Origin of the sequence: Gordonia sp. JH63, from assembly GCF_009856645.1 — a bacterium.
GTDB lineage: Bacteria > Actinomycetota > Actinomycetes > Mycobacteriales > Mycobacteriaceae > Gordonia > Gordonia hongkongensis.
The window spans coordinates 1290839-1317010 of the sequence record NZ_CP047235.1; the positions used below are offsets into that span (position 1 = coordinate 1290839).

At 67.6% G+C, this 26172-nt stretch carries 21 protein-coding genes; 11 read left to right on the forward strand and 10 right to left on the reverse strand.

From position 1 onward, the window contains the following. The first annotated feature begins 5 nt into the window (after positions 1–5). Positions 6–2810, forward strand: coding sequence for a hypothetical protein (locus GR168_RS05855; protein ID WP_159370277.1), 2805 nt, complete (start codon positions 6–8; stop codon positions 2808–2810). Here GR168_RS05855 and GR168_RS05860 read toward each other — a convergent pair. Then, the gene (locus GR168_RS05860; protein WP_068971694.1) at positions 2767–3363 is read right to left on the reverse strand and encodes a TetR/AcrR family transcriptional regulator; all 597 of its coding nucleotides are present in this window, start codon (positions 3361–3363) and stop codon (positions 2767–2769) included. The genes GR168_RS05855 and GR168_RS05860 overlap by 44 nt on opposite strands. Before the next feature lie 89 nt (positions 3364–3452). On the opposite strand from GR168_RS05860, the gene GR168_RS05865 reads away from it, so the two are divergent. Then, positions 3453–4592 carry an acyl-CoA dehydrogenase family protein gene (locus GR168_RS05865; RefSeq protein ID WP_068971693.1) on the forward strand — a complete coding sequence of 380 codons (1140 nt, stop codon included), beginning with the start codon at positions 3453–3455 and terminating at the stop codon, positions 4590–4592. A 19-nt stretch (positions 4593–4611) separates the two neighbouring features. On the opposite strand, the gene GR168_RS05870 is transcribed toward GR168_RS05865, so the two are convergent. Then, positions 4612–5343, reverse strand: a complete 732-nt coding sequence (locus tag GR168_RS05870; protein WP_159370278.1) for a hemerythrin domain-containing protein — start codon at positions 5341–5343, stop codon at positions 4612–4614. Between the two features lie 111 nt (positions 5344–5454). Between GR168_RS05870 and GR168_RS05875 the strand changes: the two genes are divergently transcribed. Then, entirely contained in the window at positions 5455–6036 is a 582-nt protein-coding gene (locus GR168_RS05875; protein ID WP_159370279.1) for a phosphatase PAP2 family protein, read from the forward strand. A 125-nt stretch (positions 6037–6161) separates the two neighbouring features. Here the strand turns inward: GR168_RS05875 and GR168_RS05880 are convergent, their stop codons facing one another. Next, the gene (locus GR168_RS05880; RefSeq protein WP_159370280.1) at positions 6162–7421 is read right to left on the reverse strand and encodes an HNH endonuclease signature motif containing protein; all 1260 of its coding nucleotides are present in this window, start codon (positions 7419–7421) and stop codon (positions 6162–6164) included. Positions 7422–7738: 317 nt separating this feature from the next. Here GR168_RS05880 and GR168_RS05885 point away from each other — a divergent pair, with 317 nt between their 5' ends. The 4 genes from GR168_RS05885 (at position 7739) to GR168_RS05900 (ending at position 14263) form a co-directional block, all read left to right on the forward strand. After that, complete coding sequence (locus tag GR168_RS05885) at positions 7739–10309, forward strand: PQQ-binding-like beta-propeller repeat protein (protein ID WP_159370281.1); 2571 nt, start codon at positions 7739–7741, stop codon at positions 10307–10309. Between the two features lie 70 nt (positions 10310–10379). Then, positions 10380–11630: an acyl-CoA dehydrogenase family protein gene (locus GR168_RS05890; protein WP_159370282.1), complete on the forward strand. Its 1251-nt coding sequence runs from the start codon at positions 10380–10382 to the stop codon at positions 11628–11630. 13 nt (positions 11631–11643) lie between these two features. Then, complete coding sequence (locus GR168_RS05895) at positions 11644–12714, forward strand: phosphotransferase family protein (protein ID WP_068972497.1); 1071 nt, start codon at positions 11644–11646, stop codon at positions 12712–12714. Between the two features lie 22 nt (positions 12715–12736). Continuing rightward, the gene (locus GR168_RS05900) at positions 12737–14263 is read left to right on the forward strand and encodes an amino acid permease (RefSeq protein WP_159370283.1); all 1527 of its coding nucleotides are present in this window, start codon (positions 12737–12739) and stop codon (positions 14261–14263) included. On the opposite strand, the gene GR168_RS05905 is transcribed toward GR168_RS05900, so the two are convergent. Next, complete coding sequence (locus GR168_RS05905; protein ID WP_159370284.1) at positions 14260–14508, reverse strand: DUF2530 domain-containing protein; 249 nt, start codon at positions 14506–14508, stop codon at positions 14260–14262. The genes GR168_RS05900 and GR168_RS05905 overlap by 4 nt on opposite strands. Positions 14509–14532: 24 nt before the next feature. Here GR168_RS05905 and GR168_RS05910 point away from each other — a divergent pair, with 24 nt between their 5' ends. Continuing rightward, on the forward strand, positions 14533–16101 hold the full coding sequence (locus GR168_RS05910) for an NCS2 family permease (protein WP_065630755.1): 1569 nt from the start codon (positions 14533–14535) through the stop codon (positions 16099–16101). A 105-nt stretch (positions 16102–16206) separates the two neighbouring features. After that, positions 16207–16671: a MarR family transcriptional regulator gene (locus GR168_RS05915; RefSeq protein ID WP_159370285.1), complete on the forward strand. Its 465-nt coding sequence runs from the start codon at positions 16207–16209 to the stop codon at positions 16669–16671. A 133-nt stretch (positions 16672–16804) separates the two neighbouring features. On the opposite strand, the gene GR168_RS05920 is transcribed toward GR168_RS05915, so the two are convergent. Then, on the reverse strand, positions 16805–18028 hold the full coding sequence (locus tag GR168_RS05920; RefSeq protein WP_159371842.1) for a GNAT family N-acetyltransferase: 1224 nt from the start codon (positions 18026–18028) through the stop codon (positions 16805–16807). A gap of 80 nt (positions 18029–18108) precedes the next feature. Between GR168_RS05920 and GR168_RS05925 the strand changes: the two genes are divergently transcribed. Continuing rightward, positions 18109–18963, forward strand: coding sequence for an RNA methyltransferase (locus GR168_RS05925; RefSeq protein ID WP_159370286.1), 855 nt, complete (start codon positions 18109–18111; stop codon positions 18961–18963). After that, on the forward strand, positions 18960–19259 hold the full coding sequence (locus GR168_RS05930) for a DUF2537 domain-containing protein (RefSeq protein WP_058251607.1): 300 nt from the start codon (positions 18960–18962) through the stop codon (positions 19257–19259). Before GR168_RS05925 ends, GR168_RS05930 begins: the two co-directional genes overlap by 4 nt. Here GR168_RS05930 and GR168_RS05935 read toward each other — a convergent pair. The 5 genes from GR168_RS05935 to GR168_RS05955 all read right to left on the reverse strand — a co-directional run bounded on the left by GR168_RS05935 (position 19256) and on the right by GR168_RS05955 (position 26087). Then, complete coding sequence (locus GR168_RS05935; RefSeq protein WP_068970273.1) at positions 19256–20023, reverse strand: hypothetical protein; 768 nt, start codon at positions 20021–20023, stop codon at positions 19256–19258. The two genes, GR168_RS05930 and GR168_RS05935, sit on opposite strands and share 4 nt — an antisense overlap. Next, entirely contained in the window at positions 20024–20989 is a 966-nt protein-coding gene (sepH, locus tag GR168_RS05940) for a septation protein SepH (protein WP_159370287.1), read from the reverse strand. It lies immediately after the preceding gene. Positions 20990–21222: 233 nt separating this feature from the next. After that, positions 21223–22368 carry a phosphoserine transaminase gene (serC, locus tag GR168_RS05945; protein WP_159370288.1) on the reverse strand — a complete coding sequence of 382 codons (1146 nt, stop codon included), beginning with the start codon at positions 22366–22368 and terminating at the stop codon, positions 21223–21225. Positions 22369–23367: 999 nt separating this feature from the next. Then, the gene (locus GR168_RS05950; protein ID WP_238995031.1) at positions 23368–25734 is read right to left on the reverse strand and encodes a hypothetical protein; all 2367 of its coding nucleotides are present in this window, start codon (positions 25732–25734) and stop codon (positions 23368–23370) included. Positions 25735–25763: 29 nt separating this feature from the next. Next, complete coding sequence (locus GR168_RS05955) at positions 25764–26087, reverse strand: invasin (protein ID WP_238995032.1); 324 nt, start codon at positions 26085–26087, stop codon at positions 25764–25766. Positions 26088–26172: the final 85 nt, after the last annotated feature.

Genomic DNA, 26172 nt, shown 5'->3' on the forward strand with positions numbered 1-26172 from the left:
CGACCGTGACCGACGATCCGTTCGGCACCGCGACATTGCGGTCGTCGACCCTGGATGCGTGGGCGGCGTCGCCGACCCGGTTGGCCGAGGACGCGGCCGCCGAAGCGGATCTGGTGACCGTCGGCTACCGGGATCGACTGCTGACCGAACTGGCCGCGAACGCCGCCGACGCGGCCGCGGCGGCCGGTGTCGCGGGGCGGCTGGCGGTCTGGGTGGACGGCACCGAGTTGCATGTCGCCAACACCGGCGCCCCGCTGACCGATGCGGGGGTGCGTTCACTCGCCGCGTTGCGGGTGTCGGCGAAGACCGCGGACGACTCGGGCGCCCGGCAGATCGGGCGGTTCGGGGTCGGCTTCACCGCCACCGCGACGGTCGCCGATCGCATCGAGATCCGTTCGCGCAGTGGGTCGGTGGTCTTCGACCGGGCGGACACGATGGACGCCGCGCGAGCTGCCGGGATCTCCGTCGACGGGCCCGCGGACGTGCCGGTGCTGCGGCTGGCGTGGCCGACGGATCAGACGCCGACCGATGGCTTCGACACCGAGGTGGTCCTGCACCTCCGCGAGGAACCCGGCCCGCTCCTCGACGCCATGCTCGGCCAGGCGCCGGATCTGGTCGTCGAACTGACTGCGCTGCAACGGATCAGTGTCGGTGATGTCGAGGTGTCGGCCGAACGGTCGGCGGGGCCGGACGTCGACGACGATGCCGCGCGCTCGGTCGTGACGACGGTGTCCGTCGTCGGTCCGCCGGACGCGACCGGCCTGCCGTCGACGCGCCGATGGCTCGAGGTCGCCCGGGGCGGCACACGCTGGCTCGTCGACGCCGACGGTGAGCCCGCGGCGGCCGGCGAGGTCCTGCGCGCCCCGACGCCCACCGACATCGAACTCAGCCTGCCGTGCCGGTGCATCACCGACCTGGCACTCACGCCAGATCGACGGCACCTCCATCCACGTACCGAGATCGGCGACGCAGCAGCGGGTTACGTCGATCTCGTCCGGCTCGTCGAACCGGTGCGCAGGGTCGAACTGGTACCCGAACTGCATCTCGCGCGTAATCCCGACGACGCGCGCCTGATCGAGGCGGTTCGTCGCGAACTGCGGGATGTCGCGTGGCTTCCGGCGGCGGCCGGTGCCGACCTGGTGCCACCGCGCGGGGTGATGCTCGTGGGGCTGACCGATCGGCTCGCGGAGATCCTCGGCGACCTGTTCGGTGACCTGATCCACCCAGATCTGTCGCTGACACAACATCTCCCGACGCTGGGCCGGCTGGGTGTGTCGGAGCTCGGGCTCGCGGGGCTCGCCGAACGTCTCGTCGGCGTCGACCGTGAACCGTCGTGGTGGCACGACCTGTACGCCGCCCTTGCGCCCCTGGTGTCGACCGGCCGCGAGGTGGAAGAACTCGGCGCCCTGCCGATCCCGAGATCGGACGGACGGATGGCGATCGGGGTGCGTGGACTCTTTGTCAGTGACCGGATCTCGACCTCCATGCGGTGGATCCCCACCGTGCATCCCGAGGCGCGCCACGAACTGCTGACCCGACTCGGCGTCGCGGATCTGACGGTCGCGCAGGCAGTCTCGGACCCGGCGTTGCGCAGCCTCGTCGACGATGTCGACTTCGACTCGGCCGGCCCCGACGATGACCGGCTCGCCGTCGAGGTGTGTGCGGTGTTGCGAGCCGATCCGGAAGCACCGGTTCCCTCGTGGCTCTCGGCGCTCGCCCTCCCCGACGCCGACGGCGAGTTGCGGCCGGCCGACGAACTCCTGCTGCCGGGCAGCCCGCTGCTCGAGGTCCTGGTCGACGATCACCCGTTCGGTGTGGTCGACGCCGAGGTGGTCGCCGAGTGCGGCGTCGAGGAACTGCGGCGGATCGGCGTCGGCTGGGGTTTCGTGACCGTCGACGACGACCTGCCCGTCGCGCCCGAGCATGACCTGCCCGACGAGGAGGACTGGTGGGCCACCCTCCCGGACGCGCCCGAGAAGATCAGTGCAGTACGGGATCTCGACTTGATCGAGGACCGGCGCTGGCCGGAGGCGTTGACCATGATGGCCACCGACGAACGGATCCGGCCGCTGCTCGCCGACCGGACGGGTTACACCGCGTGGTGGTTACGACGCCATGCGGAGATCGACGGTCTGCTGCTGGGGGAGTACCGGTCGCCGTCGGATGAGGTTCTCGAGAACATCATCGATCCCCTCGACCACCCGTATGCCGACGAGCTCGCCGGCACCCTCGCCCGGCTGGAACCCGACTCCGCCGACGACGCGACGCTGCTGCTGACCCGGCTCGGCGATCGGGAACGTGTGATCAGTGCGGGCGCAACGGTGTCCGTGCATGCCGCCGTCGTCGCGGCGTGCCGGAGCGGCACCGTCGATGCGCACGACGTCGAGGTGCCCGAGCGGGTGCGCACCCTCGCCGGCACAACCGCCGACCGCGCGATGGTCGTCGACCGGCCGTGGTTCCTGCAGACGCTGGCCGACGACGAGGCGGTACTCGCCGGACCCACCGTGGTCTCGGCCGACGCCGACCTGCTGGGCACGCTGCTCGACCTGCCGCTCGCGAGCGAGGAGTATTCGGCGACGGCGTCCGCGCCGGGGGAGGCAGTCGGCTGGGCGCACCCGGCGGTGGTGCGCTTCGGGGCGTCGCGGGGGATCGAGATCCCGCACGGCGATGTCCGGCTACACGACGAACTGTGGATCACACTGCATAGCAACGACAATGACACCGATCGCGAGGTGCGGGTCGACTGGTGGGTCGACGACGCGGGTGTCACCCACCTCGAGCGTCCGGACCGGCGTCGATCCCCGCGGTGAGGATCGACGCGAGCTGGCGGTAGGCGGCCGCGTCGTCGAGTCCGGTCGCGGCCCACACCTCGCGACGCTGGATCCGGCTCATCATCGATGAGGCGAGGTCGGCGGCGAACGCGGCGTCGACGTTGCGGAACTCGCCGGCCGACACCCCGTCGGCGATGAGCGCTTGAACCCGGGACGATGCCGCCGCGGTGTTGCGCTCGTACAGCGCGCGTGCCGGTTCGAACGCGTCGAGATCGCGCATGAACGCCTCCGAGGCCGGTGCCAGCGCCTCACCCACCGCCACCAGGTAGACGATGACCCGTTCGCGCGGACTCGACGACGCCGCGACACGTGACTCGACTTGTTCGGTCGCGCTGCGGAAGAAGTGCGTCACGGTGGCGGTGACCAGTTGTTCCTTGCTGGCGGCGAGGGTGTACAACGTCGACTTCGAGCAACGGAGTTCGGCCGCGATGGAACCGATCGACAGGTGCGCGAACCCCTCGCGCAGGATCAGCTCGAGAAGGGCGTCGAACAGCGCGGCACGTCGGCGGGTGGCGAAACCCTGGGTGGCCATGCGTGCTCCCTTCCGGCTGTACGTACGCTGCCCGAAATAGTACTGTGCAGAAGACCTGAGTACTAGTTTCGTAACCCTGGAGGTCTGGAATGCCGGTCGATCGCCTGCTCCCCAACGACGAGGCGCGCGACCTGATCGCGCTGGTCCGCGACATCGCCGACAAGCGCATGGCGCCGATCGTCGACCAGCACGAGAAGGACCGTCGGTACCCGGACGGGTTGTTCGCCGAACTGGGTGAGGCGGGGTTGCTCGGGCTGCCCTACCCGACGGAGTGGGACGGCGGCGGCCAGCCGTATGAGGTCTACCTGCAGGTGCTCGAGGAGCTCGGCGCGCGCTGGGCTGCGGTCGCCGTGGCGGTCAGCGTGCACGGGCTGGCCTGCCATCCGCTGTTCAACTTCGGCACCGACGAACAGAAGCAGCAGTGGCTGCCGGACCTGTTGAACGGCAAGCTGATCGGGGCCTACAGCCTGAGCGAACCCCAGGCCGGCTCCGACGCCGCGGCCCTCGCGTGCCGCGCGGTATCGACCGACGGCGGCTACTCGATGACGGGTTCGAAAGCCTGGATCACGCACGGCGGCATCGCCGATGTGTACAACGTCTTCGCCCGCACCGGTGAGGGTTCCAAGGGGGTGTCCTGCTTCTTCGTCGCCCGGGACACCGAGGGGCTCAGCTTCGGCAAGCCGGAGGACAAGATGGGTCTGCATGCGGTCCCGACGACCGGCGCCACCTACGACGACGCGTTCGTCGAGGAGGGACGCCGGCTGGGGGCGGAGGGGCAGGGGCTGCAGATCGCCTTCTCCGCGCTTGATTCCGGACGCCTGGGCATCGCTGCGGTGGCCACGGGGCTGGCGCAGGCGGCGCTCGACGCCGCCGTCGACTACGCGCAGGAACGAGCCGCGTTCGGCCGCAAGATCATCGACCACCAGGGGCTGTCGTTCGTGCTGGCCGACATGGCCGCCGCGGTCGACTCGGCCCGCGCGACCTACCTCGACGCCGCTCGACGCCGCGATGCCGGCATCGACTACACGCGAGCGGCGGCGACCGCCAAACTGGTGGCCACCGACGCCGCGATGAAGGTCACCACCGATGCGGTCCAGGTGTTCGGCGGTTACGGCTACACCCGCGACTTCCCGGTCGAGCGCTACATGCGCGAAGCGAAGATCACCCAGATCTTCGAGGGCACCAACCAGATCCAGCGGTTGGTGATCGGTCGGTCGCTGGCGCGGTGAGTTCGCCGGCCGTCGGTGTTCAGCGCGGGTTGTAGTAGAACGCGCGGTCGTCGAGGCGCCGGAATCTCGGTCCGCCGAGTCTGATCATCAGCCGCAGGATGGCGGGGATGCGGGCGTAGACCGCCTCGCGGTCGGGACCGGTCAGCCCTTTCGCCATGAGCGGGCACGTCCGCAGGGTCTCGGCCAGACCGGCGCGCTTGCTCATCTTCTCCTCGAAGGCGTCCCAGTCCTGCGGCGTGAGGCGGCGCTGCACGATGGCGATCGCATCGGTCTCCTCATGGGCCAGGTGTCTGCCGAGGACCTCCTGGGCGCGGTGCAGCGCGTCCGCGAGGGTGACTCGGGTCTGTTCGTCGGCGCGTTCGCTCATCCGCGCGAAGCCGGCCGCGCACTCCTCGAGCAGCGGATCGATCTCGTCGTGCTCGTCCTCCATCGCCTGCAGGATCTCCGCCTCGGCGTTGTCGCACCGCTCGAGCAGCAGCGGCCACAGTTCCAGGTCCTCGCCGGTGTGGTGGTGGTGCAGCGCATGGGCGAACATCGCCCATCGACGGGAGAGCGCACGCCAGGTCCCCGCGTCGTCGACGGGGGTGGCCGGAACGGTGGCGGCGAAGTCGGCGAGGTCTCGCCGGAATCCGTGGTGCAGGACGTACATCATGAACGGGTCGAGCGGTCCGTCGGGAGCGGCCGCCTGGCCGGGGAGCCGGAGCTGGATCGGGTGAGCGGTGTGGGCGGGGTGGGCGGGGTGGGTCGTCATCGCGAGGGTCCTCATCGATACGTGGTCGGGCGGGTTCGAGGACCACAGTGGGCGGTGACGCTTGCGATGTGCTTGAGGGCGACTTGGGCGACGCCTGGATAGGGTGGCGGGATGTTCATCTCTCCGACGACGATCGACGAGAACATCCTGAACTGGGTGGTCGAGAACCGGTCGGAGCCCTGGGTCTCGATCGCCGAAGTGGTGACGGTGCTCGGCAACACGGTGACGATGTTGGTGCTGACATGTGCGGTCGTGGTGACACTCGCCGTGACCCGGCACCGAGTCGACGCGGTCTTCGTCGGCGCCGGAGTGCTTTTCGGATACGGTCTGATGCAGGCACTCAAGTACTCGTTCGCGCGGGACCGGCCACCCGTCGAAGACCGTCTACTGAACATCGACACCTTCTCGTTCCCCTCCGGGCACGCGATGATGACGATGGTCGTGTTCGGGCTGTTCGCTGTCGCCGCGTTTCGCTCCTCGCCCTGGGTGCGGGCGCATCGCTGGATCCTCGTGATCGCCCCCGTGCTGTCGATCCTCGTCGGCCTCACCCGAATACAACTCGCCGTGCACTGGACCACGGACGTCGTGGCCGGATGGTTGTTCGGGGCGATCTGGGTGGTGTTCTGTACCTGGATACTGCTCCAGTACGAATCACGCCGCCGCTCTGGTGGTCTCGTCGGGAACCGGCAATAGGTCACGCCCAGCGTGGTACCCCGGCCGGGTTCACTGTGGAGTTGTCAAGGGACTGATGCGGTCCCGGGTGTGGCCCGGGTGCGGAAGGTGCTACGCGAAAGTCTGGTGGTCTGTGACGGCAGCGGTCAGGCGGCGTCGTCGAGTCGCATCGTGCGTCGGTTGTATGCGGGTAGTGGTCGGCGCTGCGGATCGATGGTCGCGGGTGGGACAAGCCAGGGATGACGGTCGAATCCCATCACGATGTCCCAGCCGTGGTGGTGGACCTGGGTGTGGCAGCGCTGACACAGCAAACAGCCGTTGTCGAGGTCGGTGGGTCCGCCGTCGGCCCACGACTTGATGTGGTGAACCTGGGTATGTGACGGTGGTGCACCACATTTGACGCAACACGCGTCGCGGACGATCACCGCCTTACGTAGGTGCGCCGGATACAACCGATGGGTGTGACCCATCTGCAGCGGTACGCCCTCACTGTCGAGGACGATCTCGGTCAGGGATCCGTCGCAGGAGACCTGCTTCGCGGTGGCATGGCTGACCGTCCCGGTCCACGGCAGCGTTGCGAGTTCTCCGGTGGCGGGGATGGTCAGCAGCAGTTGCGTGCGTGGACTTCCGACGGTATTGATGGTCGCGCCGATCGCGGCTTGGTCGAGGATCAACTCGAAAGCGTCGGCACGGCGCTGCTCGGCGGTGCGACGATCTTCGGCGCCGTCGGGTTCGGGCCGTGGACACGATCGTTCGTCGATCATGGCCTGGAACTTCTCGCCGACGACCTGGGTGAGGTCGGCGCGGACTTCGACGCGGCCGTCGTCGGTGGTGTGTGCATTGACTGAGTTCAAGCTTGCATTGTCCGACGCCGGGACTGCTGTCTCGGAGGCGTCGGCGAGCGTGTTGCCGATAGCCCGCGCATGCCTGCGCACGTCTGTCGGCGTAGCACCTGAGAGCGCTTGGGCAATTAGTTCGAATTCATATCGGGAACGTTCATCCTCGGAAAGAGCGTCGCCACAACGTTTCTCGATTTCATTCATGCCTCGCACGATGGCATCGACGATCTCGCCGGAGAGTCGCCCGTCGGCGGCGTGACGAGCCAGCGCGGGCAACGCCGAGAGGGCATCGACACTCCGCATGGTGCGAAGAGCAGCGGCCGGTGCATGTCCTGACTCGATCAGCAACTTCTTGGTGGTGCCGCCGGCTTTCTGAGCGACGCCGAGTTCGTCGAGTTGTGCTGCGTGGGTGACGATCTGGTGGTCGACGGTGTTGCGGATCAAGCGCAGCGTCTCGAGCGCGTCGAATGTTGCTCGGCCCGTGGGGTCGTCGGCGGGTGGGGTGGTCTCGATGAGTTGATCGAGGAGAGTGGCGAGCTCTGGCATGACTCCAAGGTACCGGAACATTCGTTCGATTTCGAGGGAATTCCACAGGCCGAGAACCGCGAATTCATCGACTGTGCAGCGCTTTTCGTTGACTGGGCGCAGATCGTTGACAGTGATGAACTTCAGTCACACCCGTTTCGATTCCCGGTCGAAAAGTGGTGGGTTTGTCACGAACGAAGGCCTCGACGGTCGCTCGGCGAGCGCCAGTGTGCTCAGCCGGCGGGGCGCACCGGGCTCGCTGTGCAGATGCGGGAGCTGCTCGGTCGGCGTGAGCGGCCGCCGAAATTCCCCCGGGTGGGGGACAGTCGAACCGCGTCGGACTGGGATTCACTGGACGGATGTCGAATGCGGGGCCACCCGACGATGACGCGACCGTGCCCGGACCAGCCGACCGGGACGAGTCGCCGACGACGATCCAACCTGCCCGCCCGACGGTGGTCCCGGGGGTGTCGCTGAACAAGGCCCCGGCGCCGGACCCCTACGCCGCCACGCAGACGGGCCCGACGCCGCAGTACCCACCGCCGTATCAACAGCCGCCGACTGGCTATCCGCCGCCGGCCGGATTTCCCCAGTACGGCTACCCACCGCCGGGTTACCCACGACCGGGGTACCCCCAGCCCGGATATCCCCAGCCCGGGTACCCGCGCAGGTCCAATCGGCGCGCGTACCTGATCACGGGCGTCGCGTTGGTCTGTGTCCTCGCGCTGGTCCTCGGGGGCGTCGTGTGGTGGAAGGTGTCCTCGTCGAGTGGCAATTCCGACGAAACGCCGGACCTCGTCGCCGGTCAGCTCACCGGTTCGTTCCCGACCGCGCCGAGTCCAGCCTGGAGCGTCGACGCGAGTTCGTTGGGTGGTACGGGGTACGTCTCCGGTCTGCCGCTCGAGGCGACGTACAGGACTCAGGGTGCGGTCCACGACGACCACACATTGGTGACGCTCGTGCAGGTAGGTGACTCCACGAACGGCCCGGCACTGCGGCCCATCGGGATAGACGCCGAGTCCGGCCGGGCGTGGTCGTTCGACGAACCCGTGTCCGGGTGCTCGGCCTCCATCGTGGACAGCACCATCGCCTGCCTGGGTCGGGGCGCCGCGTATTTCGTCGACGTTCGGACAGGTCGCGAGATCGGCCGTGCTCCCGCTCCGCCGCAGGCGTTCGGGATCGCGTTCAACGGTAGAGCGGCGTTCGTCCGCGACTTCAGTGGTGGCAACGAACGCCAGGTCGTGTTCCACAAGGTGACACCAGGAGGCGTGGAGTGGCAGCGAACGATCGACCTGCCCGAAGCGCTTCCGAGCGGGGACGCCTCGCAGTTCATCGCCACCGACGAGCTCGTCGCGAGCGCCGACGGCGTGGTCGCCGTCATCTCGGCCGACGACGGCCGGGAGATCTTCACGAGTCCGGGCCGGACCGGGATGTCGCCACGCCCGGACGGATCGATCCTCGTGGTGACGGGCAGCATGACAAGCGGCACACCGACGAATGGTCCGGTCGTCGTGGTCCGGCCGGACGGCACCACCAGCGACTTGGCGGGTATGAGCGTGGAGTCCGCTGCTGTCATGACTCCGACTCAGAGCGGGCGTGTGCTCATCGACGGTGCATACACCGACGTCGCGGACGGCGCGCGGATCTGGACGACGACTGATCTCCCGGCCCACACCTCGCCGACCGTCGTGCTGGCCGATGACCGTGAAGTCGTGTGGACGACGCACGACGCTGTCACCGCAGTCGATGCCATCTCCGGCCAGACGTTGTGGACGACTCCGACCGGGCCGGTCTACGGGTCGACCGGCCACGCCGTCACCGACGGCGAACGCCTCATCGCGCCCATGGCCGACGGCGGCGTGACCGCCCTGGATCTGGTGGGCGGTGCGCCGGTGTGGTCGGTGCCCCCGTCCACGATCGGCAACACCCCCGCTGCGGGTGTCACCGAACCGCGTCCGCCGCTGACGTTCGCCGTCGGCGACCGCCTGATCACGATGACCGCGACCACGATCACCGGCTTCGCGCCCACCGGTCCGGAGGCCATCGTCCCGGGCACGACTCGCGCGGCCGGAACCGCCGACGGCGGCGAACCCGAGTACGTCACGCCGTGCGGGGCGCCCCCGGTGTTCACGCCGCAGTCGTTCCGCACGTCGGCGGGTGGGCTGGGCGTGACGATGAAGGTCACCGCGAAGTGTCCCGGCGGCGACGTCCTGTACGGGCCGCAGACACGCATCACCATCTCCGACGGCAGCGGCATTGTCGCGTCGGGGAACTTCGACTTCCAGCGGGCGCCGGTCGCGGTGCCCTCGCTCGACGGGGCGGGCGAGGCGCTGACGATGGAACTCACCTATCCGCCCGGGAGCTTCTTCCGGCTGCCGGACACGCTCGGTGCCCAGGGGAGCGCGGCCGGCGGCGGCCGCTACCTCGTCGACTGCGACAAGGGCCCGACCTCCGGGGCCGCGCCGAAGCTCGCGACTCCACAGTCGGGAACGGCCGCGTCGTCGACCGCCACCGGGCCGTCGTTCCCGGCCGGAGCCGACGTGACGGCGAGCAGCGTCAGCGCCCTGCGTCTGCAGGCCGACGCCGATCGGGCCTTCATCGTGGCGAACCTGAACAACCGGTGGGTGGCGCAGCTGAGCTCCAAACGGACGGGTCTCGTTGCCGAGGGGCGGACCTGGACCGACCAGGCCATCCTCGACGAGTTCCTGGCACTCCGGTTGCGGTTCAACGACGTTCGGCTCCTGTGGAGCGACGAGTGGCCGGTGTTCTCGTACCGCGGCTGGTGGGTGACGGTGGCCGCGGCGACCTTCCCGGGCCCGGTCGAGGCCAACAACTGGTGTCGCGCTCAGGGATTCGGCCCGGACAACTGCTTCGCGAAACTGGTGAGCACCACGGCCGGACCGGAGCGGACGACCCTGTACTGGAAGTGACGGTGCCCGACGCCGCGCCGGTTTGTTCGGAACGATGACGGGTAATCGGTTCATCGCGATACGGTCGGGTATGGATTTCTCTCCGTCAGCGCGGTCGGCCGAACTCACCGAACGCGTGCGCACCTTTGTGACCACCGAGATCGAGCCGGTCGAACCCGAGATCCATCGGGACATCAAGACCCGCCGCGACGAGAACGGCAACCCGTGGACGCCGTCGCCGATCATCGCCGAACTGCAGAAGAAGGCCCGCTCGGAGGGACTGTGGAACCTCTTCCTGCCCGCCGAGCACGCCGGCCGCTATGCCGCCGACTTCGGCACCGACGGCGGGGCCGGGCTGACCAACTCCGAGTACGCGCCGATCGCGGAGGCGATGGGATCGTCCGGGCTCGCGCCGGTGATCTTCAACTGCAACGCCCCCGACACCGGCAACATGGAGGTGTTGCTGCGCTACGGCACCGACGAGCAGCGCAAACAGTGGCTCGAACCCCTTCTGACCGCCGAGATGCGCAGCGCCTTCTGCATGACCGAGCCGGCCGTCGCGTCGTCGGACGCCACCAACATGGCTGCGACCGCCGTGCTCGACGGCGATGACGTCGTCATCAACGGGACCAAGTGGTTCTCCACCGGCGTCGGCCATCCGGACTGCAAGGTCCTCATCTTCATGGGCGTCACCGACGCCGAGGCCGACCGGAAGTCGCGGCACACGATGGTGCTCATCCCGATCGACGCCCCCGGCGTCACGATCGACCGGATGCTCACCACCATGGGGTACTTCGACGAGCCGTTCGGCCACGGCGAGGTCAGCTTCGACAACGTGCGCGTCCCGGCGTCGAACATCCTGCTCGGACCCGGCCGCGCCTTCGAGATCGCCCAGGGCCGGCTCGGTCCGGGTCGCGTGCACCACTGCATGCGGGCGATCGGACTCGCCGAGCGGGCGCTGGAACTCGGTGTGCGTCGCGCACTCTCGCGGGAGGCGTTCGGCAAGCAACTCGCCCGGCTCGGCGGCAACAGCGAGCGCATCGCCGACGCTCGCATCGCGATCAACCGGTCGCGGCTCCTCGTCCACCACGCGGCCTGGTTGCTCGACCAGGGCATGTCCCGCGAAGCCCTGTCGGCGGTCAGCGAGATCAAGGTCGAGGTGCCCAACATGGCACTCGACGTCATCGACCTCGCCATCCAGTTGCACGGCGGCGCCGGTCTCACCGACGACTTCCCGCTCGCGCAGGCCTGGGTGGGCGCGCGGTCGCTCCGACTCGCCGACGGCCCGGACGAGGTGCACCGCAACGTGGTTGCGCGCATCGAGTTCGGCAAGTACCGCTGATCGGGGGACGAGGATGACCAACGAGGTGGCCGGTGCGGGCGAGGTCCGCACCGAGGATGCATTCGACGTCGAGGCGATGGCCAAGTGGCTGGAGGCCAACGCCGCGGACCCGACCGGTCTCGACGCCGTGCCGGAGGTCCGTCAATTCGGCGGTGGCGCTTCCAATCTCACGTATCTGCTGCGCTATCCGTCCAAGGACCTGATCCTGCGGCGGGCGCCCCGGGGTACCAAGGCGCGGGGCGCGCACGACATGGCACGCGAGTACCGGATCCAGTCCGAACTCGCGACCGCCATCCGCTACATCGCGCCGATGATCGCCTTCTGCGACGACGAGTCGGTCCTGGGCGCGGACTTCTACGTGATGGGCCGCATCGACGGTGTCATCCCGCGGACCGAGTGGCCCGCCGACGTCCCGCTCGACGCCGAGCAGGCACGCCGGCTCTGTCTGAACTTCATCGACACCCTGGTCGAGGTCCACTCGGTCGATCCGAGCACGACCGGACTCGCCGATCTCGGCAAGGGGCCGGGTTATGTGCGACGGCAGGTCGAGGGCTGGTCGGCGCGATTCCGCAACGCGCACACCGATGACGTGCCCGACTTCGAGTCGACGATGACGTGGCTGGCCGACAACCAGCCCGACGACGTCGCCAACTGCGTCATCCACAACGACTTCAAGCTCGACAACGTCGTCCTCGACAAGGACGATCCCACGCGGGTGATCGGCATCCTGGACTGGGAGATGGCAACCCTCGGCGATCCCCTGATGGATGTCGCGGGTTCGATGGCCTACTGGATCCAGGCCGACGACCCGGATGCCATGCAGCTCATGCGACGTGTCCCGACGCACCTGCCCGGCATGCTCAGTCGTGCCGAGTTCGTCGAGAACTATTGCGAGCGCATGGGATTCGACATGACACCGGAACGCTGGCGCTGGTATGAGGTGTTCGGACTGTTTCGGGCGGGGGTGATCGCCCAGCAGATCTACTACCGCTACTACCACGGCCAGACCACCAACAAAGCGTTCGAACGTCTCGGATACGCGGTCGGGATCATCGCGCAACGGCTGGACGACCTGCTCGTGTAATCGCCCGACGAAAGGGACCGCCATGGCGGAGGACGTGGTCACCCCGGCGGGTGCCGGCAGCGGATCACCCGACGAGATCCGCACCAGCGGGTACCGTCCGGAGCTGCGCCGGACGCTCGGCGGGTTCGCGGTGTTCGCGATCTCCTTCGCGTTCATCTCCGTCGCGGTCGGGATCTTCGCCACCTACGGCAGCGTGCTCACCACGGCGGGTCCGGTCGGGATCTGGTTGTGGATCGTCGCCGCAGTCGGCCAGACCCTGATCGCGCTGGTCGTCGCCCAATTCGCCGCCCGGATCGCACTGAGCGGGTCGTCGTATCAGTGGGCGTCGAGGCTGGCGAACCCGAAGATCGGCTGGTTCTTCGGCTGGCTGAGCTTCTGGTACCTCGCGATCGGCGTGGTCGCCATGGACAACGCGCTGGCCAGTCAGGCGCTGATGCCGCTCGCCGGGATGGCCGAGGATGAGGACGTCGCCCGCGTCATCACCCTTGTCGTGCTCGTCATCCAGGCCGTGCTGGTGATCGCGTCGACCCGGTTGCTCGGCCTGTTCACCTCCGGCGCGGTCGCGGTCGAGTTGGCGATCGTGGCGATCCTGATCCTGGTGCTCGCGGCGGTGATGGTGTTCAGCGGAAGCGGTCACCCGGGCAACCTGGTGTCCGAGGGGGTGGCCGCCGGTGCACCGGATTACTGGGCGATCGGTGGCGGGGTGATGGCCGCGATGGTCATGGGACTCACCACCCTGGTCGGGTTCGATTCCGCGGCCAACCTCGCCGAAGAGGCGAAGGATCCGTTCCGCAGCGTGCCCCGGGCGATCGTCGGATCAGTGGTGGCCGCCGCGGTCCTGGGACTGGTCTTCCTCATCGTCCTGACCACGGCGATCGAGGACCTCCGGGCGGTCACGGCCGACGGGTCGCCGGTCGCTGCGATCATCCGGGAACAACTCGGGCCGGTCGCCGAGCGAATCCTGCTCGCCTGCATCGTCTTCGCGATGTTCGGCGCCGGCATGGTGGTGATGGCGGCCTGCGCCCGGCAGGTCTTCGCGATGGCCCGCGACCGGCGCTTCCCGGCGCACCGGCTGATGGCCAGGGTCAACCCCCGGACCCAGACCCCGGTGCCGGCGACGCTGCTCATCCTCGGCGTCGGGGTCGTGCTGATGGTGGCCCTGCCCGGGGCGGCGCTGATCGAGCTGATCATCGCATCGACGATCCTGCCCGCGCTCATCTACGGCGGGACCGTCGTGCTGTACCTGGTCGTCCGAAAGCGTCTGGAGCGCAAGTCGGGTGGGTTCAGTCTCGGACGCCTCGAGATGCCGGTCGCGGTCGCCGCGCTGATCTGGGTGGGGGTCGCCCTGTTCGTACTCGTCACACCCGACGACGCGCGGGTTCCGACCCTGATCGTGCTCGGGCTGATCGCGGCGGGCGGCCTCTACTTCGTCGCCCTGCTGTTCGGACCCGGTCGCGTCCTCGAACACGAACCGGGGGTCGACGAATTCGCCGCGGCCGCAGAACCGGACAGGGCAGAACCGGACAGGGCTGAACCGGACAGAAGCTAGTCGAGACCTTCCTGCGCACCTCGATCACCGCGTCGGACACCGGCGCGCTGGACGAGGACGATCGTCGTCCCGAGCAGACCGACGGCCAGGCCCACCAGGCACACCGGCAGCGCGCGGTCGCCACCGAGATCGGTGACCGCGACGATCACGGTCGCCACCACCCACCCGATCATCCCGACCACGATCACCGGCTCCGGGGCGCGCAACGCGCGGGGGAGTTCGGGGATCTCGAGTGTCGTGGACATGGACAACAGGGTAGCTTTCGGAACGTGCCACACGATGAGCCGAGTGAGTCTCGCGATCTGAGGTCCTCCGACACCCCGGGTGCGGACATGTCGAAGGGGAACCTCCCCACGGAGCCCGACTTCCCCGCGACCACCCCGGGGCCGGATTCTGCGGTCCCGCGCGGCCCGCTCGACCGGTTCTTCAAGATCTCCGAACGCGGTTCGACGATCAACCGCGAGTTCCGCGGTGGCCTTGTCACGTTCTTCACGATGGCCTACATCGTGGTGCTCAACCCGATCATCATCGGCGGTATCCCGGGCGGGGACAAGAACACCGACGTCCTGGGCAACGTCCTGCCGCTGGCGCAGGTCGCCGCGGTCACCGCGCTCGTCGCGGGCGTGATGTCGATCCTGTTCGGCCTGGTCGCCAACTATCCGTTCGCGATCGCGGCGGGTCTCGGCATCAACAGCCTGCTGGCGGTGTCCATCGCGCCGCAGGTGACCTGGCCCGAGGCAATGGGTCTGGTGGTCGTCGACGGCATCATCATCGTCCTGCTGGCCGTCACCGGATTCCGCACCGCGGTGTTCAACGCGGTACCCCCCGAACTGAAAGCCGCGATCGCGGCGGGGATCGGTCTGTTCATCGCCTTCATCGGTTTCGTCGACGCGGGATTCGTCAAGCGCATCCCCGATGCCGCCGGCACCACCGTCCCGGTGCAGCTGGGCAGCGACAACTCGATCTCCACGATCCCCACACTGATCTTCGCGGTCGGGGTGCTGCTGATGGGCGTCCTGGTGGTGCGTCGGGTCCCCGGTGGCCTGTTGATCGGTATCGCCATCACGACGGTGCTGTCGATCGTGCTGGAGCGGATCTTCGATTACGGGTCCAGCGTCGACAACCCCTCCGGCTGGGGTCTCAGCGTGCCCGACATCCCCAGCGCCCTCGGCGGTCTGCCCGATCTCAGCCTGGTCGGTGACGTCGACCTGTTCGGCGCGTTCACCCGGATCGGTGTGCTCGCGGCATCGGTGCTGGTCTTCGCGCTGGTGCTCTCCAACTTCTTCGACGCCATGGGCACGATGACCGGCCTCGGCAAGGAGGCCGGGCTCGCCGACGAGAAGGGCAACCTGCCCGGTATCGGCCGAGCGCTCGTCGTCGAGGGGACCGGCGCCATCGCCGGCGGTGCCGCCTCGGCGTCGTCGAACACGGTGTTCGTCGAGTCTGCGTCCGGTATCGCCGAAGGTGCGCGCACCGGCCTCGCCAACGTGGTGACCGGAATCCTGTTCCTGGTGGCGATGTTCCTGACACCGCTCTACGAGGTGATCCCGCTCGAGGCGGTCGCCCCCGCGCTGGTGGTCGTCGGCGCCATGATGATCGGCCAGCTCACGTCCATCGATTTCAAACGGCTCGACTACGCGCTGCCGGCCTTCCTGACGGTCGTCTCGATGCCGTTCACGTACTCGATCGCCAACGGTATCGGCATCGGCTTCATCAGCTGGGTCGTGATGGCGACCGCGGCGGGCAAGGCCCGCACTGTGCATCCGTTGCTCTGGTTCGTCGCCGCGATCTTCGTCGCCTACTTCGCGCGCGGACCGATCTCCGACCTCATCGGCTGACGGACTTGGTCGTCTGTCCGGGTTTGCCCGTTTCGGTGTCGTCCACCCGGTTCAATTTCGTCGCGGACGGGCAGCGAGGCCGATTTCCTGGCCTACGATTTGGCAATGCATGCACCTTATGGTGACGGAAGTCTGTCCGGTGACCTGTCCCTCGCCGTGGTGCGCCTGGCGCGCCGACTCCGAGGTCGGCGGGAGAACAAGCTGGTCTCGCTCACTCAGCTGTCCGCCCTCAACACGCTGCACCACGAGGGCCCGATGACACCAGGTGCGCTCGCGGCCGCCGAGCGGGTTCGCCCGCCGTCGATGACCAGGGTACTCGCCTCGCTGTCGGATCTCGGGATGATCAAGCGCGAACCCCATCCCACCGACGGCCGTCAGGCCATCGTGACGTTGTCCCCGGAAGGCGTCGAAGTCGTGACCGACGAACTCGCCGCCCGCAAGGCATGGTTGAGCGACCGCCTCGCGGAACTGTCCGCCGAGGAGCGGGACATCCTGCGCGAGGCCGTGCGCATCGCCAACAAGATCCTCGGGCAGGCCGACACCGACGTCCCGCGCTCACGCGCGATCTAATCCCGCTCCCTGAGGAGTCCCGGAGCTTGCGGAGGGACGTCTCACCGCTCCCTGAGGAGTCCCGGAGCTTGCGGAGGGACGTCTCTCCGCTCCCTGAGGAGTCCCGGAGCTTGCGGAGGGACGTCTCGAAGGGTCAGAAGAACGTGCCCGAGAAGGGGGCGCGGTCGGTCATGAACGCGTGGTCCAGCGCGCGCAGCGTCGCCGGGGAGTCGACGCGCAGGCGTCCCGCCGCCGCGAAGGCCGAGGGCCGGATCCCGCCGAGATAGATGCTCGACAACACCGAGATGTCGAGCGAGACGGTGGGCGTCGCTCCCGACTTCGCCGGCGCGACGATCGCCCCGCCCTCGCGTACCGAGATGTCGAAAACGCCTCCGTGCCCGCGGAATTCGTCGGTCACCTCGATCACGGCGTCCAGGTCGGCGGCATAGTGACGGGCGCCGAGGGCGGCCGGGACGTCGAGGATGCGCAGCCACATCGTGTCGGCGGTCCCGGTGACCGACACCGACCGCGGATTCACGAGTTTCTGCGACAGCGGGTCGTCGACCGGGATGGTCGCGGTGAGCGAGGGAATGAGGTCGAGGCTGATCAGGACGCGCCACAGATCGGTGTGTGCGTCGTCGGTGACCGCGAAGACCTCGTTGACCTCGCCGCGCACCGCGCCGGTCTCGTCCTTGTAGATGCGGTAGCTCGCGTAGCCGTCGGCGTGCAGCAGGTAGTGCAGACCGCTCGCCGACAGCGGCCGCTCCGACGCCCGGTCGGCCAGGATGGGATTCCACCAGGCGGGGGTGCGGGTGAGCGCGCCCGGGGTGGTCAGCGTCCACCGTGCGTGGAGGTCGGGGATCGCGGCGGCCACCGCGTCGGCGTCGGCATACCGGACGGTGGCATCGTCGGGCTGGGCCGCGCGCATCTGGGCGCCCGGGCTCAGCGACACCGAGTTCGCGAAGCATGCCGGTCCGAAGCCGAAGCGTTCGTAGATGGTGCCCTCACTCGCGGTGAGGATTCCGAAGGTGTACTTCTCCGATTCCCACTGCTCGACGAGTTCGGTGAGCATGCGGCGGAGGATGCCACGCCGCCGGTGGGTCGACGCCACCGAGACCCACGACAGTCCGGCCGCGTCGGACACGCCACCGCCGGGCAGTGACATCGACATCCGATAGAACATCGCCACCCCGACGAGGGGCTGCGTGTCCAACCCGGTGTCGCGCACCAGCACGACGTCGTCGTCAGCGACCTTGCCGCGCAGATCGGCGACCTCGTCGTCGGGCAGCGGGTTGCGCATGGCGAACGCGCGGGCATCGGTGGTGATGATGTCGGCCCAGTCCGCGTCGGTGGCGCGTGCGAGGGACAGACGTGACATCGGAGTCGAATCGCTGGTCACGCCCTCCACAGTTTCACACCCGTGCGCTGCCGGTTTCGTCCGGGTGGCAGACTGTTGCGGTGCCCGGGCTCGCAGTGAACGTGATCGACATCGACGACCCGGAGGACCCGCGCGTCGACGACTTCCGCGACCTCAACTCCGTCGACCGACGGCCCGATCTCCCGGTTCTGCCCGGCGGGCGCCCGGGCCGCGGTCTGGTCATCGCCGAAGGTGTTCTCGTCGCCCAGCGGATGATCGCGTCACGGTTCGCGACCCACGCCTTCCTCGGTGTCGCGAAACGCCTCGAGGAGTTCGACGCCGATCTCCGTGATCCCGGGCTGGCCGGTGTCCCGTTCTTCCGCGCCACCGCCGAGGTCATGGCCGAGATCGTCGGCTTCCACCTCAACCGCGGCGTGCTCGCCGTGTCGCGCCGACCGCCCGTGCTCACGGTGCCGGAGGTCCTCGAGAGCGCGCGGACCGTTGCGATCCTCGAAGGTGTGAACGACCACGAGAACATCGGGTCGATCTTCCGCAACGCCGCCGGATTGGGCGTCGACGCAGTGCTTTTCGGTCAGGGTTGCGCCGACCCGCTGTACCGCCGATGCGTGCGGGTGTCGATGGGCCATGCACTGCTCGTGCCGTTCGCGAGGTTCGACGACTGGCCGCGCGGCCTGGACCTGGTGCGGGAACGCGACTTCCAGCTGGTCTCGTTGACGCCCGATCCCGCCGCCGTGACCCTGGCCGAAGCCGTCACCGCCGAGAAGGTCGGCTTCCTGGTCGGTGCGGAGGGCCCCGGTCTCACCGCGTCGGCGATGGCGGCCACCGACGTGAAGGCGCGCATCCCGATGAGCCGGGGCACCGACTCGCTGAACGTGGCGACCGCTGCGGCCGTTGCGTTCTACGAGCGCGCCCGGTCGGGCACCATGGGATCGTGACCGTCGAGCGGGAGGGTGTCGAACCGACGCCGTGGGCCCTGGGGCTGATCGTCGGCGCCTCGTGCGCCCTGTTCGCCGCATTCGTCTTGGTCGGCGTCTACCTGCTCATCGGCGAGATCCTGCGGTTCCTCGGAATCGCCGCCGTACTGGTCGTCGCGGGCGGACTCGGGTGGACCCTCTGGGAGTTCCGGGCGCGGCCCGTGTGGCGGTGGGTCGTGTGGGGATTGCTGCTCGGCTTCCTCGCCGGGGTCGCGTCGTCGATCGCGCTGCTCGCGCTGGGACGCCCCGCACCCTAGAACCCGAAGTACTCGCGGATGCGCCCGCGCTTGCGAGCGTCCTGACCTGGCGATCCCGTCCGCTCCCGGGCGCGCGAAGCCGTTGCGGCGCGGTAGTTCTCGTAGTCGGCCGCGGTCGGTTCGTATTCGGTCGGATGCAACGCGAAGCAGGTGACGGTGATCTGGGCCGGGTCGAGATCGGACTCCGCGAGCGGGTGGGTGTAGCGGAACCCGAGCCACGCACGGTTCGATTCCTCGGCGAGGTGCGCGGGATGGAAGGGGAGCGACATGGGTGCGGTGGGCACGCCCTCGGCGTGGCTGAGCGGGTGTTCGCCACCCCAGAACGGCTTCTCGAACGTGAACGGCAGGCCGTGGTCCTCGTGGATGGTGACCGGGTCGGCGGCGAAGGAGCGTCGAAGCGTCCCCGACTCCCACCGGGCGAACACTCCGAGTGAGGAGTCGGGCTCGGTGTAGAGGAGGGTCGTGGTCGCGCTGGGGCGGATCCGCGCAAGCGCGCGGGTCAGCGTCGACGGCGTGGTCGTCTCGAACAGCGAACACGACACGACGGCGAGCGGACCGTAGAACCCGGCGTAGACGTGGGTGTCGCGGACCGCGGCAGCGGATGCGAGATCGGTGTCGACGAGCGGGACCAGGACGCTGTCACCGAAGACGGTCGTCGCAACCTGCTGGGCGTGCTGGGAGTCGTTGGCCGGATGCGAGCGGAGAATCGCGGCCGGGTCGTCGGTGTCGATGAACCAGACCGTGGCCGCGCGCGCGGAGGACACTCAGCTGTTCCCGTTGCTGCGCACGCCGAGCAGGACATCCTCCCAGGCCGGGACCGCCGGTTTACGTGCCTTCTTGCGGCGCGGACGTTCGGGGCCGGACGACGGTGCGGGCACAGATTCGTCGGCGTCGGCGTCGTCGGCGGTGGGAGTGACTGCCGCGTCGTCCGTGTCCGAGGCTTCGGCGGTGGCGGCGGACGGCTCGTCGTCGAATCCGAAGTCGAACGGCACGGCGCCGTCGTCCTCGGCCGCGGTGCGGCGGTCGTGCCGGGCGCGCTGCGCACCGATGATCGAGGCTGCGTCGATGGTGACCTCTTCGCGTCCGTCCGGGGTCGTCTCGACCGCGACTTCGGGGGTGGCGACCGGGGTCAGCCGACGACGGGGCGCGATGGTCTCGGGATGGGTGAGTTCGTCGGCGAGGTCGTCGAGCGGGTCGACGCTGCCACCGTGCGATCCCGGCTGGTAACGCCAGTGCGCCAGGTTGTCGGTGCGTCCGACGCTCCACGCGACCTGAACCACCCAGTACCCGTCGTCGCCCTTCCATGCGTCCCAGTCGGCGTCGTTGGGATTCTGGCCGTAGGCGAGGAGTCCCTCGGCAACCGATTCGACAAGGGTCGCCACTGCCGGGCCGTCATGGCGGATGGGATGCGCGGCGCCGGCGAGTTCGGTGGCGCGGCTGCGTTCGAGGAGGACCGGGTGGGCGAAGCGTTCGATCTTGTCCACACCCACCCCGGCTGCGGCCGCCACCTCGGCGACGGTTGCACCCGCTCGGATTCGTGCCTGGATCTCGCGTGGCCGCAATGCACTCTCCATCTCGATCTCGATCTGTCCCAGTCGTGAGATGTCGCCGCGGGCGGCGGCGCGGAGGCGTTCGTCGGAGGCGATCCGGAATTTCTCGCCCGATTGCGGGTCCTGGCAGATGACATGGGAGCCGTCGGTTTCCACCCCGACGACGCGGAGCTCACGCATCTGCTCCTCCTCCGGTCGGTGCACGCATTGGGGTCACATTAACTCACCGATCTGCCGGTTCACTGTGGGACACGCGGCAAAACCGCAGTTCAGCACGCGTGGGGCGCAAGCGACGCCAGCGATCGATGCGTCATATGTGGTCTGTGGGAACCAGGCTACCGGTTCGGTGAAGCACCACCGGCGCGCCGCAACGATCTGTGCGGCGCGCCGGCGACGAGGTGTCGAGCAGGGGATCAGAGGCGCTCGACGATGTAGTCGATGCACTGGGTGAGCTTGCTGACGTCCTCCGGCTCGATGGCCGGGAACATGCCGATGCGCAGCTGGTTCCGGCCGAGCTTGCGGTACGGCTCGGTGTCGACGACCCCGTGCGCGCGAAGGATCTTCGCGACGGCCGCGGCGTCGACATCGTCGTGGAAATCGATGGTGCCGACGACCTGGCTGCGGTTGGTCGCCTCGGTGACGAACGGCGTCGCGAACTCGCTCGCCTCGGCCCACTGGTAGAGACGCGAGCTGGAATCGGCGGTGCGCGAGACGCACCAGTCGAGGCCGCCGTTGTTGTTCATCCACTCGATCTGGTTGGCGAACAGCAGCAGCGATCCGACGGCCGGGGTGTTGTAGGTCTGGTTCTTGCTGCTGTTGTCGACGGCGGTCGGCAGCGACAAGAACTCCGGGCACCAGCGATCGGTCTCGGCGATCTCGGCGATGCGTGCGAGCGCGCGCGGGCTCATCAGCGCGACCCAGAGCCCGCCGTCGGCGGCGAAGCACTTCTGCGGCGCGAAGTAGTAGACGTCGGCGTCGGCGACGTTGACGGGCAGACCGCCCGCGCCCGAGGTGGCGTCGATGGCGATGAGCGCGTCATCCGAACCGGCGGGACGGACGACGGGCACCGCGACGCCCGTCGAGGTCTCGTTGTGTGCCCAGCCGATGAGGTCGACGCCGCCGAAGTCGTCGACGGTCAGCGCGGCCGGGTCGGGCGCGGTGCCGGGGTCGGTCGAGATGACCGCGGGCGAGTCGAGGAAGGGGGCCTTCTTCGAGACCGTCGCGAACTTCGACGAGAACTCGCCGTAGGTGAGGTGCAGCGAACGCTGCTTGATCAGGCCGAACGCCGCGGCGTCCCAGAATGCCGTGGTGCCGCCGTTGGAGATCACGACCTCGTAGCCCTCGGGCAGCGAGAACAGGTTCGACAGACCCTCGCGGATCGAGCCGACGACGTTCTTCACCGGTGCCTGACGGTGGCTGGTGCCGAACACCGACGCGCCGGTGTCGACGAGGGACTGCAACTGCTCGGGGCGAACCTTCGACGGCCCGCAACCGAAGCGGCCGTCCGACGGCAGCAGGTCGGCGGGCAGGGTGATGGATGCGGTGGCGGCTTCGCTCATGACGGCAATTCTAGGGAGTGGCCCCGGCCACCTCGGGTTCGGTCCCTGCAACCCGGCGAACGGTGCGGGTTCTGGGTCGAATGGCCGCCGCACAGAGACGCTGGCTTCACCGAAAGCTGCGCTGGTTGCGTCCCGACCCCGGGCAACCAGTTGCATATCTCCGTCGTAGTCAGGGTGAAGGCCATGTGGGGTACTGCGGAAGCACAGGAACGAGGTCTCGCTGGACGGGTTCCAGTGAAACCGAAACGGTATCGGCAGTTAGATCGGAGTCGCGGTACGCAGGATGACTTCGTGCCAAGGCAAGCCCATGATCCGCGCATCGTGATAGTCGTGCGTCGTCGAACCGAACGCCCTTATACGAAACTTGCCACGGAAAAAAGGCGTCAAATCGAGGAGCTCGGTCACCAGTTTCATGAATGTCGCCACGCGGACGGTCAGCGCGTGGGTCCTTGGCATCTGCTGGACGGACGGCGTCTATCTCGAAACCCCAACCTGCAAGGGGGCCGCCTACTTTCGGATCGTCCGCGAACTCCGCAACGAAGCCGAAATTGTATAAACATCCAATTGCCTTGATGCTGGTCGGTGTCGACTGAATTGACACCAAATGCATGAAAATCGTTCCGCTGCGCGCGGTTAGGTTCCCAGGGTCACCGCTGAAGTCGTCGCCTCCGAACCTCTCGTATGCCTCGGCGGCAGCGCGTTCCGCGCCGGGGTAGTTGCGGGAACCTGGTACACCTAGCAGCGAAGCGGCTTCACCTGTGGCTCGGACCACCTCGCCCTGGCGCGAGAACAGGCTGATGCCTGGTTCTGCCGACCAGACGACCGTGAAGTTGCCAGCGAGATCTGACGGGAACCTGTAGTCGCGGGCGTCAACAGATCGAGGTTCAGTGACTGGTGTGGCATGTTCTGAGCTTGAGAGGTTCGCTGGTACGTCTGGGCCCGCACAGGCTGCGACAAGGAGTGCCATCGCTGGGAGAAGTGCTGCCGCTTTAGCCAGTTTCATTCTCGAGTTCCGTCCAGAATCCATTCCCGATACGTCGCTAAATCGGACCCGTCATACCGGCTGTTCTCTGGCGTCAAACCTTCCTCTACGCCTTCGTCCCAGTAGTCGGCTTCACCGCCCGGCGCGAACTCTTTCTGGTACTTGGTCGCCAGTACGGTTCTGATCGCTTGATCCAGCTGACTAGCATCACCGTTTGACTGTGTCAACATATCGGATAGTGGTTTGAGAGTGCCGCTTGAGTCGTACCATTCAGCAGGTCCCGAAACACCCGAAGTCGTGAGCATGGAGTAAGCGAAAGATAGCTTTTGCGATTCGCTGTCACCAACTCCGAATGCTTTGTCAGCTGAGGGGAGATTGAATGGAACGTCGTCGTTGATTTCGGGCCCGGAAATCCAGGGGGCCACGCCACCAATGAGGGCGGATGGTACCGCGCCGTGTGGGACCAGCGTCAAGGCGTAACTGGCGGAGGAAAGTATCTTAACGGTGTTCTGAGTCGCGGCTTCTGATCGCTGGACCTCGTTGTCGCGATCGAGTTCTTGATCATATTGAGCACCGTATATTCCGGACTGTCCTAATTGCAGCAATTCGCCGCTGGTCAGGCCGAGGCTCTGAGCCAGGTGTGGTTCGGAGAGAACCAAGGAAGCGTTCATATTGGCGCGGGCGAGTAGGTCCCGATATAGCTCAGTCGCTGCGTTTATCCCGTCGGGATTTTCGTCTGTAGGGTCGCCACCGTTGGGCGAGTCGTCTGACGCGATCAGGCTAAACATGCGGATCGCTCGTGCTCGGAATTCGTTGGGTCGTTCGTGGTCGGCAAGCTCAAGATCGGGATGACCGTGTATCTGCGGTGATGAATCGGGATTCGCGAGGTAATTGAGGTAGGGTAGCGAGGCCTTTCTGAGTGCATCTGCCAGGTGAGGGTTGATCTTTCCTAACGCATCCCCGTCGTCATTGGTGTTCATCAGGCCCTTGAAGTTGTTGTTGCCGTCTGTAGAGGTTGCGAAATCCCACAGACCAGCGTATGCGCGGTCGGCTTGCGCAATCTTTGCAGGATCTCCCGTGCTGCTGTACTCGTGGATCCAGTCGACCAAGCCGCTAGCAGTATGGCCGTGGTCGTCCCAGTCGTGTCGCATCACGTGACCGACGGTCTCGTCTCGGTCATAATCCGCCAGTTTGGCGCCATCCGAGTACTCACCGGTGAGAATCGCCGTCGCCGACTCGTGGTTCCTGGTCCCGACTTCGAGGAACTGTCGGATGGTCGACTCGTATGTACGCTTCAGCTCATTTGGATCGGTTTCGAAAGCCCCGTAGGCGACTTCAGGTCGTTGACCGTCACCGCCGATGTCGCGCGACGCTCCCGCGGCGCCTCTGCGAATGAGCTCGGTGCCCAATCTCTCCCCCGGGGGAACGGAACCAGAGTTGCCTAGCAGGCTCGCAAAGGGAACGTCTTGGTATCTCAGGGTCGCGCCGTCGCTTGCACGGTTCTCGGCCCAGTCCTGCACCCAGCCGGGCAGGTACTGATACCCGGTATTCGCGCCGACGTTCTCGTTCGACAGGGTGAGGAGACCTTGGCCGAGCGCCTTGGACCACGAGTCTCCGACGGGTGTGTGCATGCCGTCGAACTTGGACTTCAAGTCGAAGAGCCCTTCGGAGCCCACAGAGCCGTAGAACGTGTGCAGGTACTCCTGGACACCACGCGGGACGTCGTCCAGCTTCTCGCCGTTCATCAGACGAACGATCTGCTCGTCGCTCAGACCCGCGGCTCGCAAGTTTCGTCCGACCGCGGCAGCCTCTTCGTCGGTCCAGCCATCGGCGGCCAGCTGGCCGTGACGACGCCCGTCCTGCGCGCTGAGCGTGAGCGCCGGCGGTGCGATGGTGTCGAGATTCCCCACCGCGGTCCGGATCAGCGCGGCGTGGTCCGATGCTATGGCGGCCAGCTCGTCGGCTTTCCCCTTAACGTAGCTGGTCATCTCGCGTTCCTTGTCGGCTATCTGACCAGGAGTGAGGTCGTCGTCCTCCTTCGGGACGTACCGCATCTGCCAAGCCGGGTCGGACTCGCTGATGAGCACGAAGCGCTGCATCGAGGCGCCTAGCAGGGCGCCGTTCACGGCAGTCTTCGACGAGTCGATTGCCGAAGCGGCATTGTTCAGCGCCGTCTGGAGGTCGTCGACCTTGCCGGCGACCTTCTTTGCCCATCCGTTCTGGTCGCTCGCCCGCGCATTGGCCGCAGACCTGGCGCCGCCGGCCCAGGACGTGTTCGGCACTTGGTCAACCGTTCGTTCCGCAGCCTCAGAGTTCTCGCGGATGGCGTCGGAGAGTCCGGTCAGCTTTGCTTCCGCCAGCTCCCACGGCCGCCACGAATCCATGATCACCTTGGTGAGAGCCGGGCTCCCACTCATCGGGGCGCCTCGCTGTCCGGGAGCGCGGACAGCGTCCGGAACTTGGTCGCGTTCTCGTCGTCGACGTCCACTGCGATCGTGCGAGCCGCACGCACCGCGGAGGCGAACGTCTCCCACTGCCCGGATACGGCGGTCTGTGCCTGCGTCAGCTTCGCGGTGGCGTCGGCACCCGCGCCGACGAGCGGTGAGTTCGGCATCGCTGAGCTGATGGTCGCGCTGATGTCCGGCCGCGGCGCGGACTCGATGAAGTACCCCATGCCCTCGAGTGCACCTGCGACGCCGTCCATCGCACCTGAGTTGACGACAAAATCCCCGCTCATCGTTCCCCCGACAGTCGTTGTGAGCACGTGACTTGGGGAACACTTTACGATGCCGGACGCTACCCGACGAGCGGGTGTCAACAAC

What these genes read in the sequence shown, in the direction of transcription:
- GR168_RS05955 (WP_238995032.1), bottom strand. Translation starts at nt 26,087, where the DNA reads ATGAGCGGGGATTTTGTCGTCAACTCAGGTGCGATGGACGGCGTCGCA.
- sepH (WP_159370287.1), bottom strand. Translation starts at nt 20,989, where the DNA reads ATGCGTGAGCTCCGCGTCGTCGGGGTGGAAACCGACGGCTCCCATGTC.
- GR168_RS05905 (WP_159370284.1), bottom strand. Translation starts at nt 14,508, where the DNA reads ATGTCCACGACACTCGAGATCCCCGAACTCCCCCGCGCGTTGCGCGCC.
- GR168_RS05885 (WP_159370281.1), top strand. Translation starts at nt 7,739, where the DNA reads ATGTCGAATGCGGGGCCACCCGACGATGACGCGACCGTGCCCGGACCA.
- GR168_RS05860 (WP_068971694.1), bottom strand. Translation starts at nt 3,363, where the DNA reads ATGGCCACCCAGGGTTTCGCCACCCGCCGACGTGCCGCGCTGTTCGAC.
- GR168_RS05920 (WP_159371842.1), bottom strand. Translation starts at nt 18,028, where the DNA reads ATGTCACGTCTGTCCCTCGCACGCGCCACCGACGCGGACTGGGCCGAC.
- GR168_RS05900 (WP_159370283.1), top strand. Translation starts at nt 12,737, where the DNA reads ATGGCGGAGGACGTGGTCACCCCGGCGGGTGCCGGCAGCGGATCACCC.
- GR168_RS05880 (WP_159370280.1), bottom strand. Translation starts at nt 7,421, where the DNA reads ATGTTCCGGTACCTTGGAGTCATGCCAGAGCTCGCCACTCTCCTCGAT.
- GR168_RS05865 (WP_068971693.1), top strand. Translation starts at nt 3,453, where the DNA reads ATGCCGGTCGATCGCCTGCTCCCCAACGACGAGGCGCGCGACCTGATC.
- GR168_RS05875 (WP_159370279.1), top strand. Translation starts at nt 5,455, where the DNA reads ATGTTCATCTCTCCGACGACGATCGACGAGAACATCCTGAACTGGGTG.
- GR168_RS05870 (WP_159370278.1), bottom strand. Translation starts at nt 5,343, where the DNA reads ATGACGACCCACCCCGCCCACCCCGCCCACACCGCTCACCCGATCCAG.
- GR168_RS05890 (WP_159370282.1), top strand. Translation starts at nt 10,380, where the DNA reads ATGGATTTCTCTCCGTCAGCGCGGTCGGCCGAACTCACCGAACGCGTG.
- GR168_RS05895 (WP_068972497.1), top strand. Translation starts at nt 11,644, where the DNA reads ATGACCAACGAGGTGGCCGGTGCGGGCGAGGTCCGCACCGAGGATGCA.
- serC (WP_159370288.1), bottom strand. Translation starts at nt 22,368, where the DNA reads ATGAGCGAAGCCGCCACCGCATCCATCACCCTGCCCGCCGACCTGCTG.
- GR168_RS05915 (WP_159370285.1), top strand. Translation starts at nt 16,207, where the DNA reads ATGCATGCACCTTATGGTGACGGAAGTCTGTCCGGTGACCTGTCCCTC.
- GR168_RS05950 (WP_238995031.1), bottom strand. Translation starts at nt 25,734, where the DNA reads ATGGATTCGTGGCGGCCGTGGGAGCTGGCGGAAGCAAAGCTGACCGGA.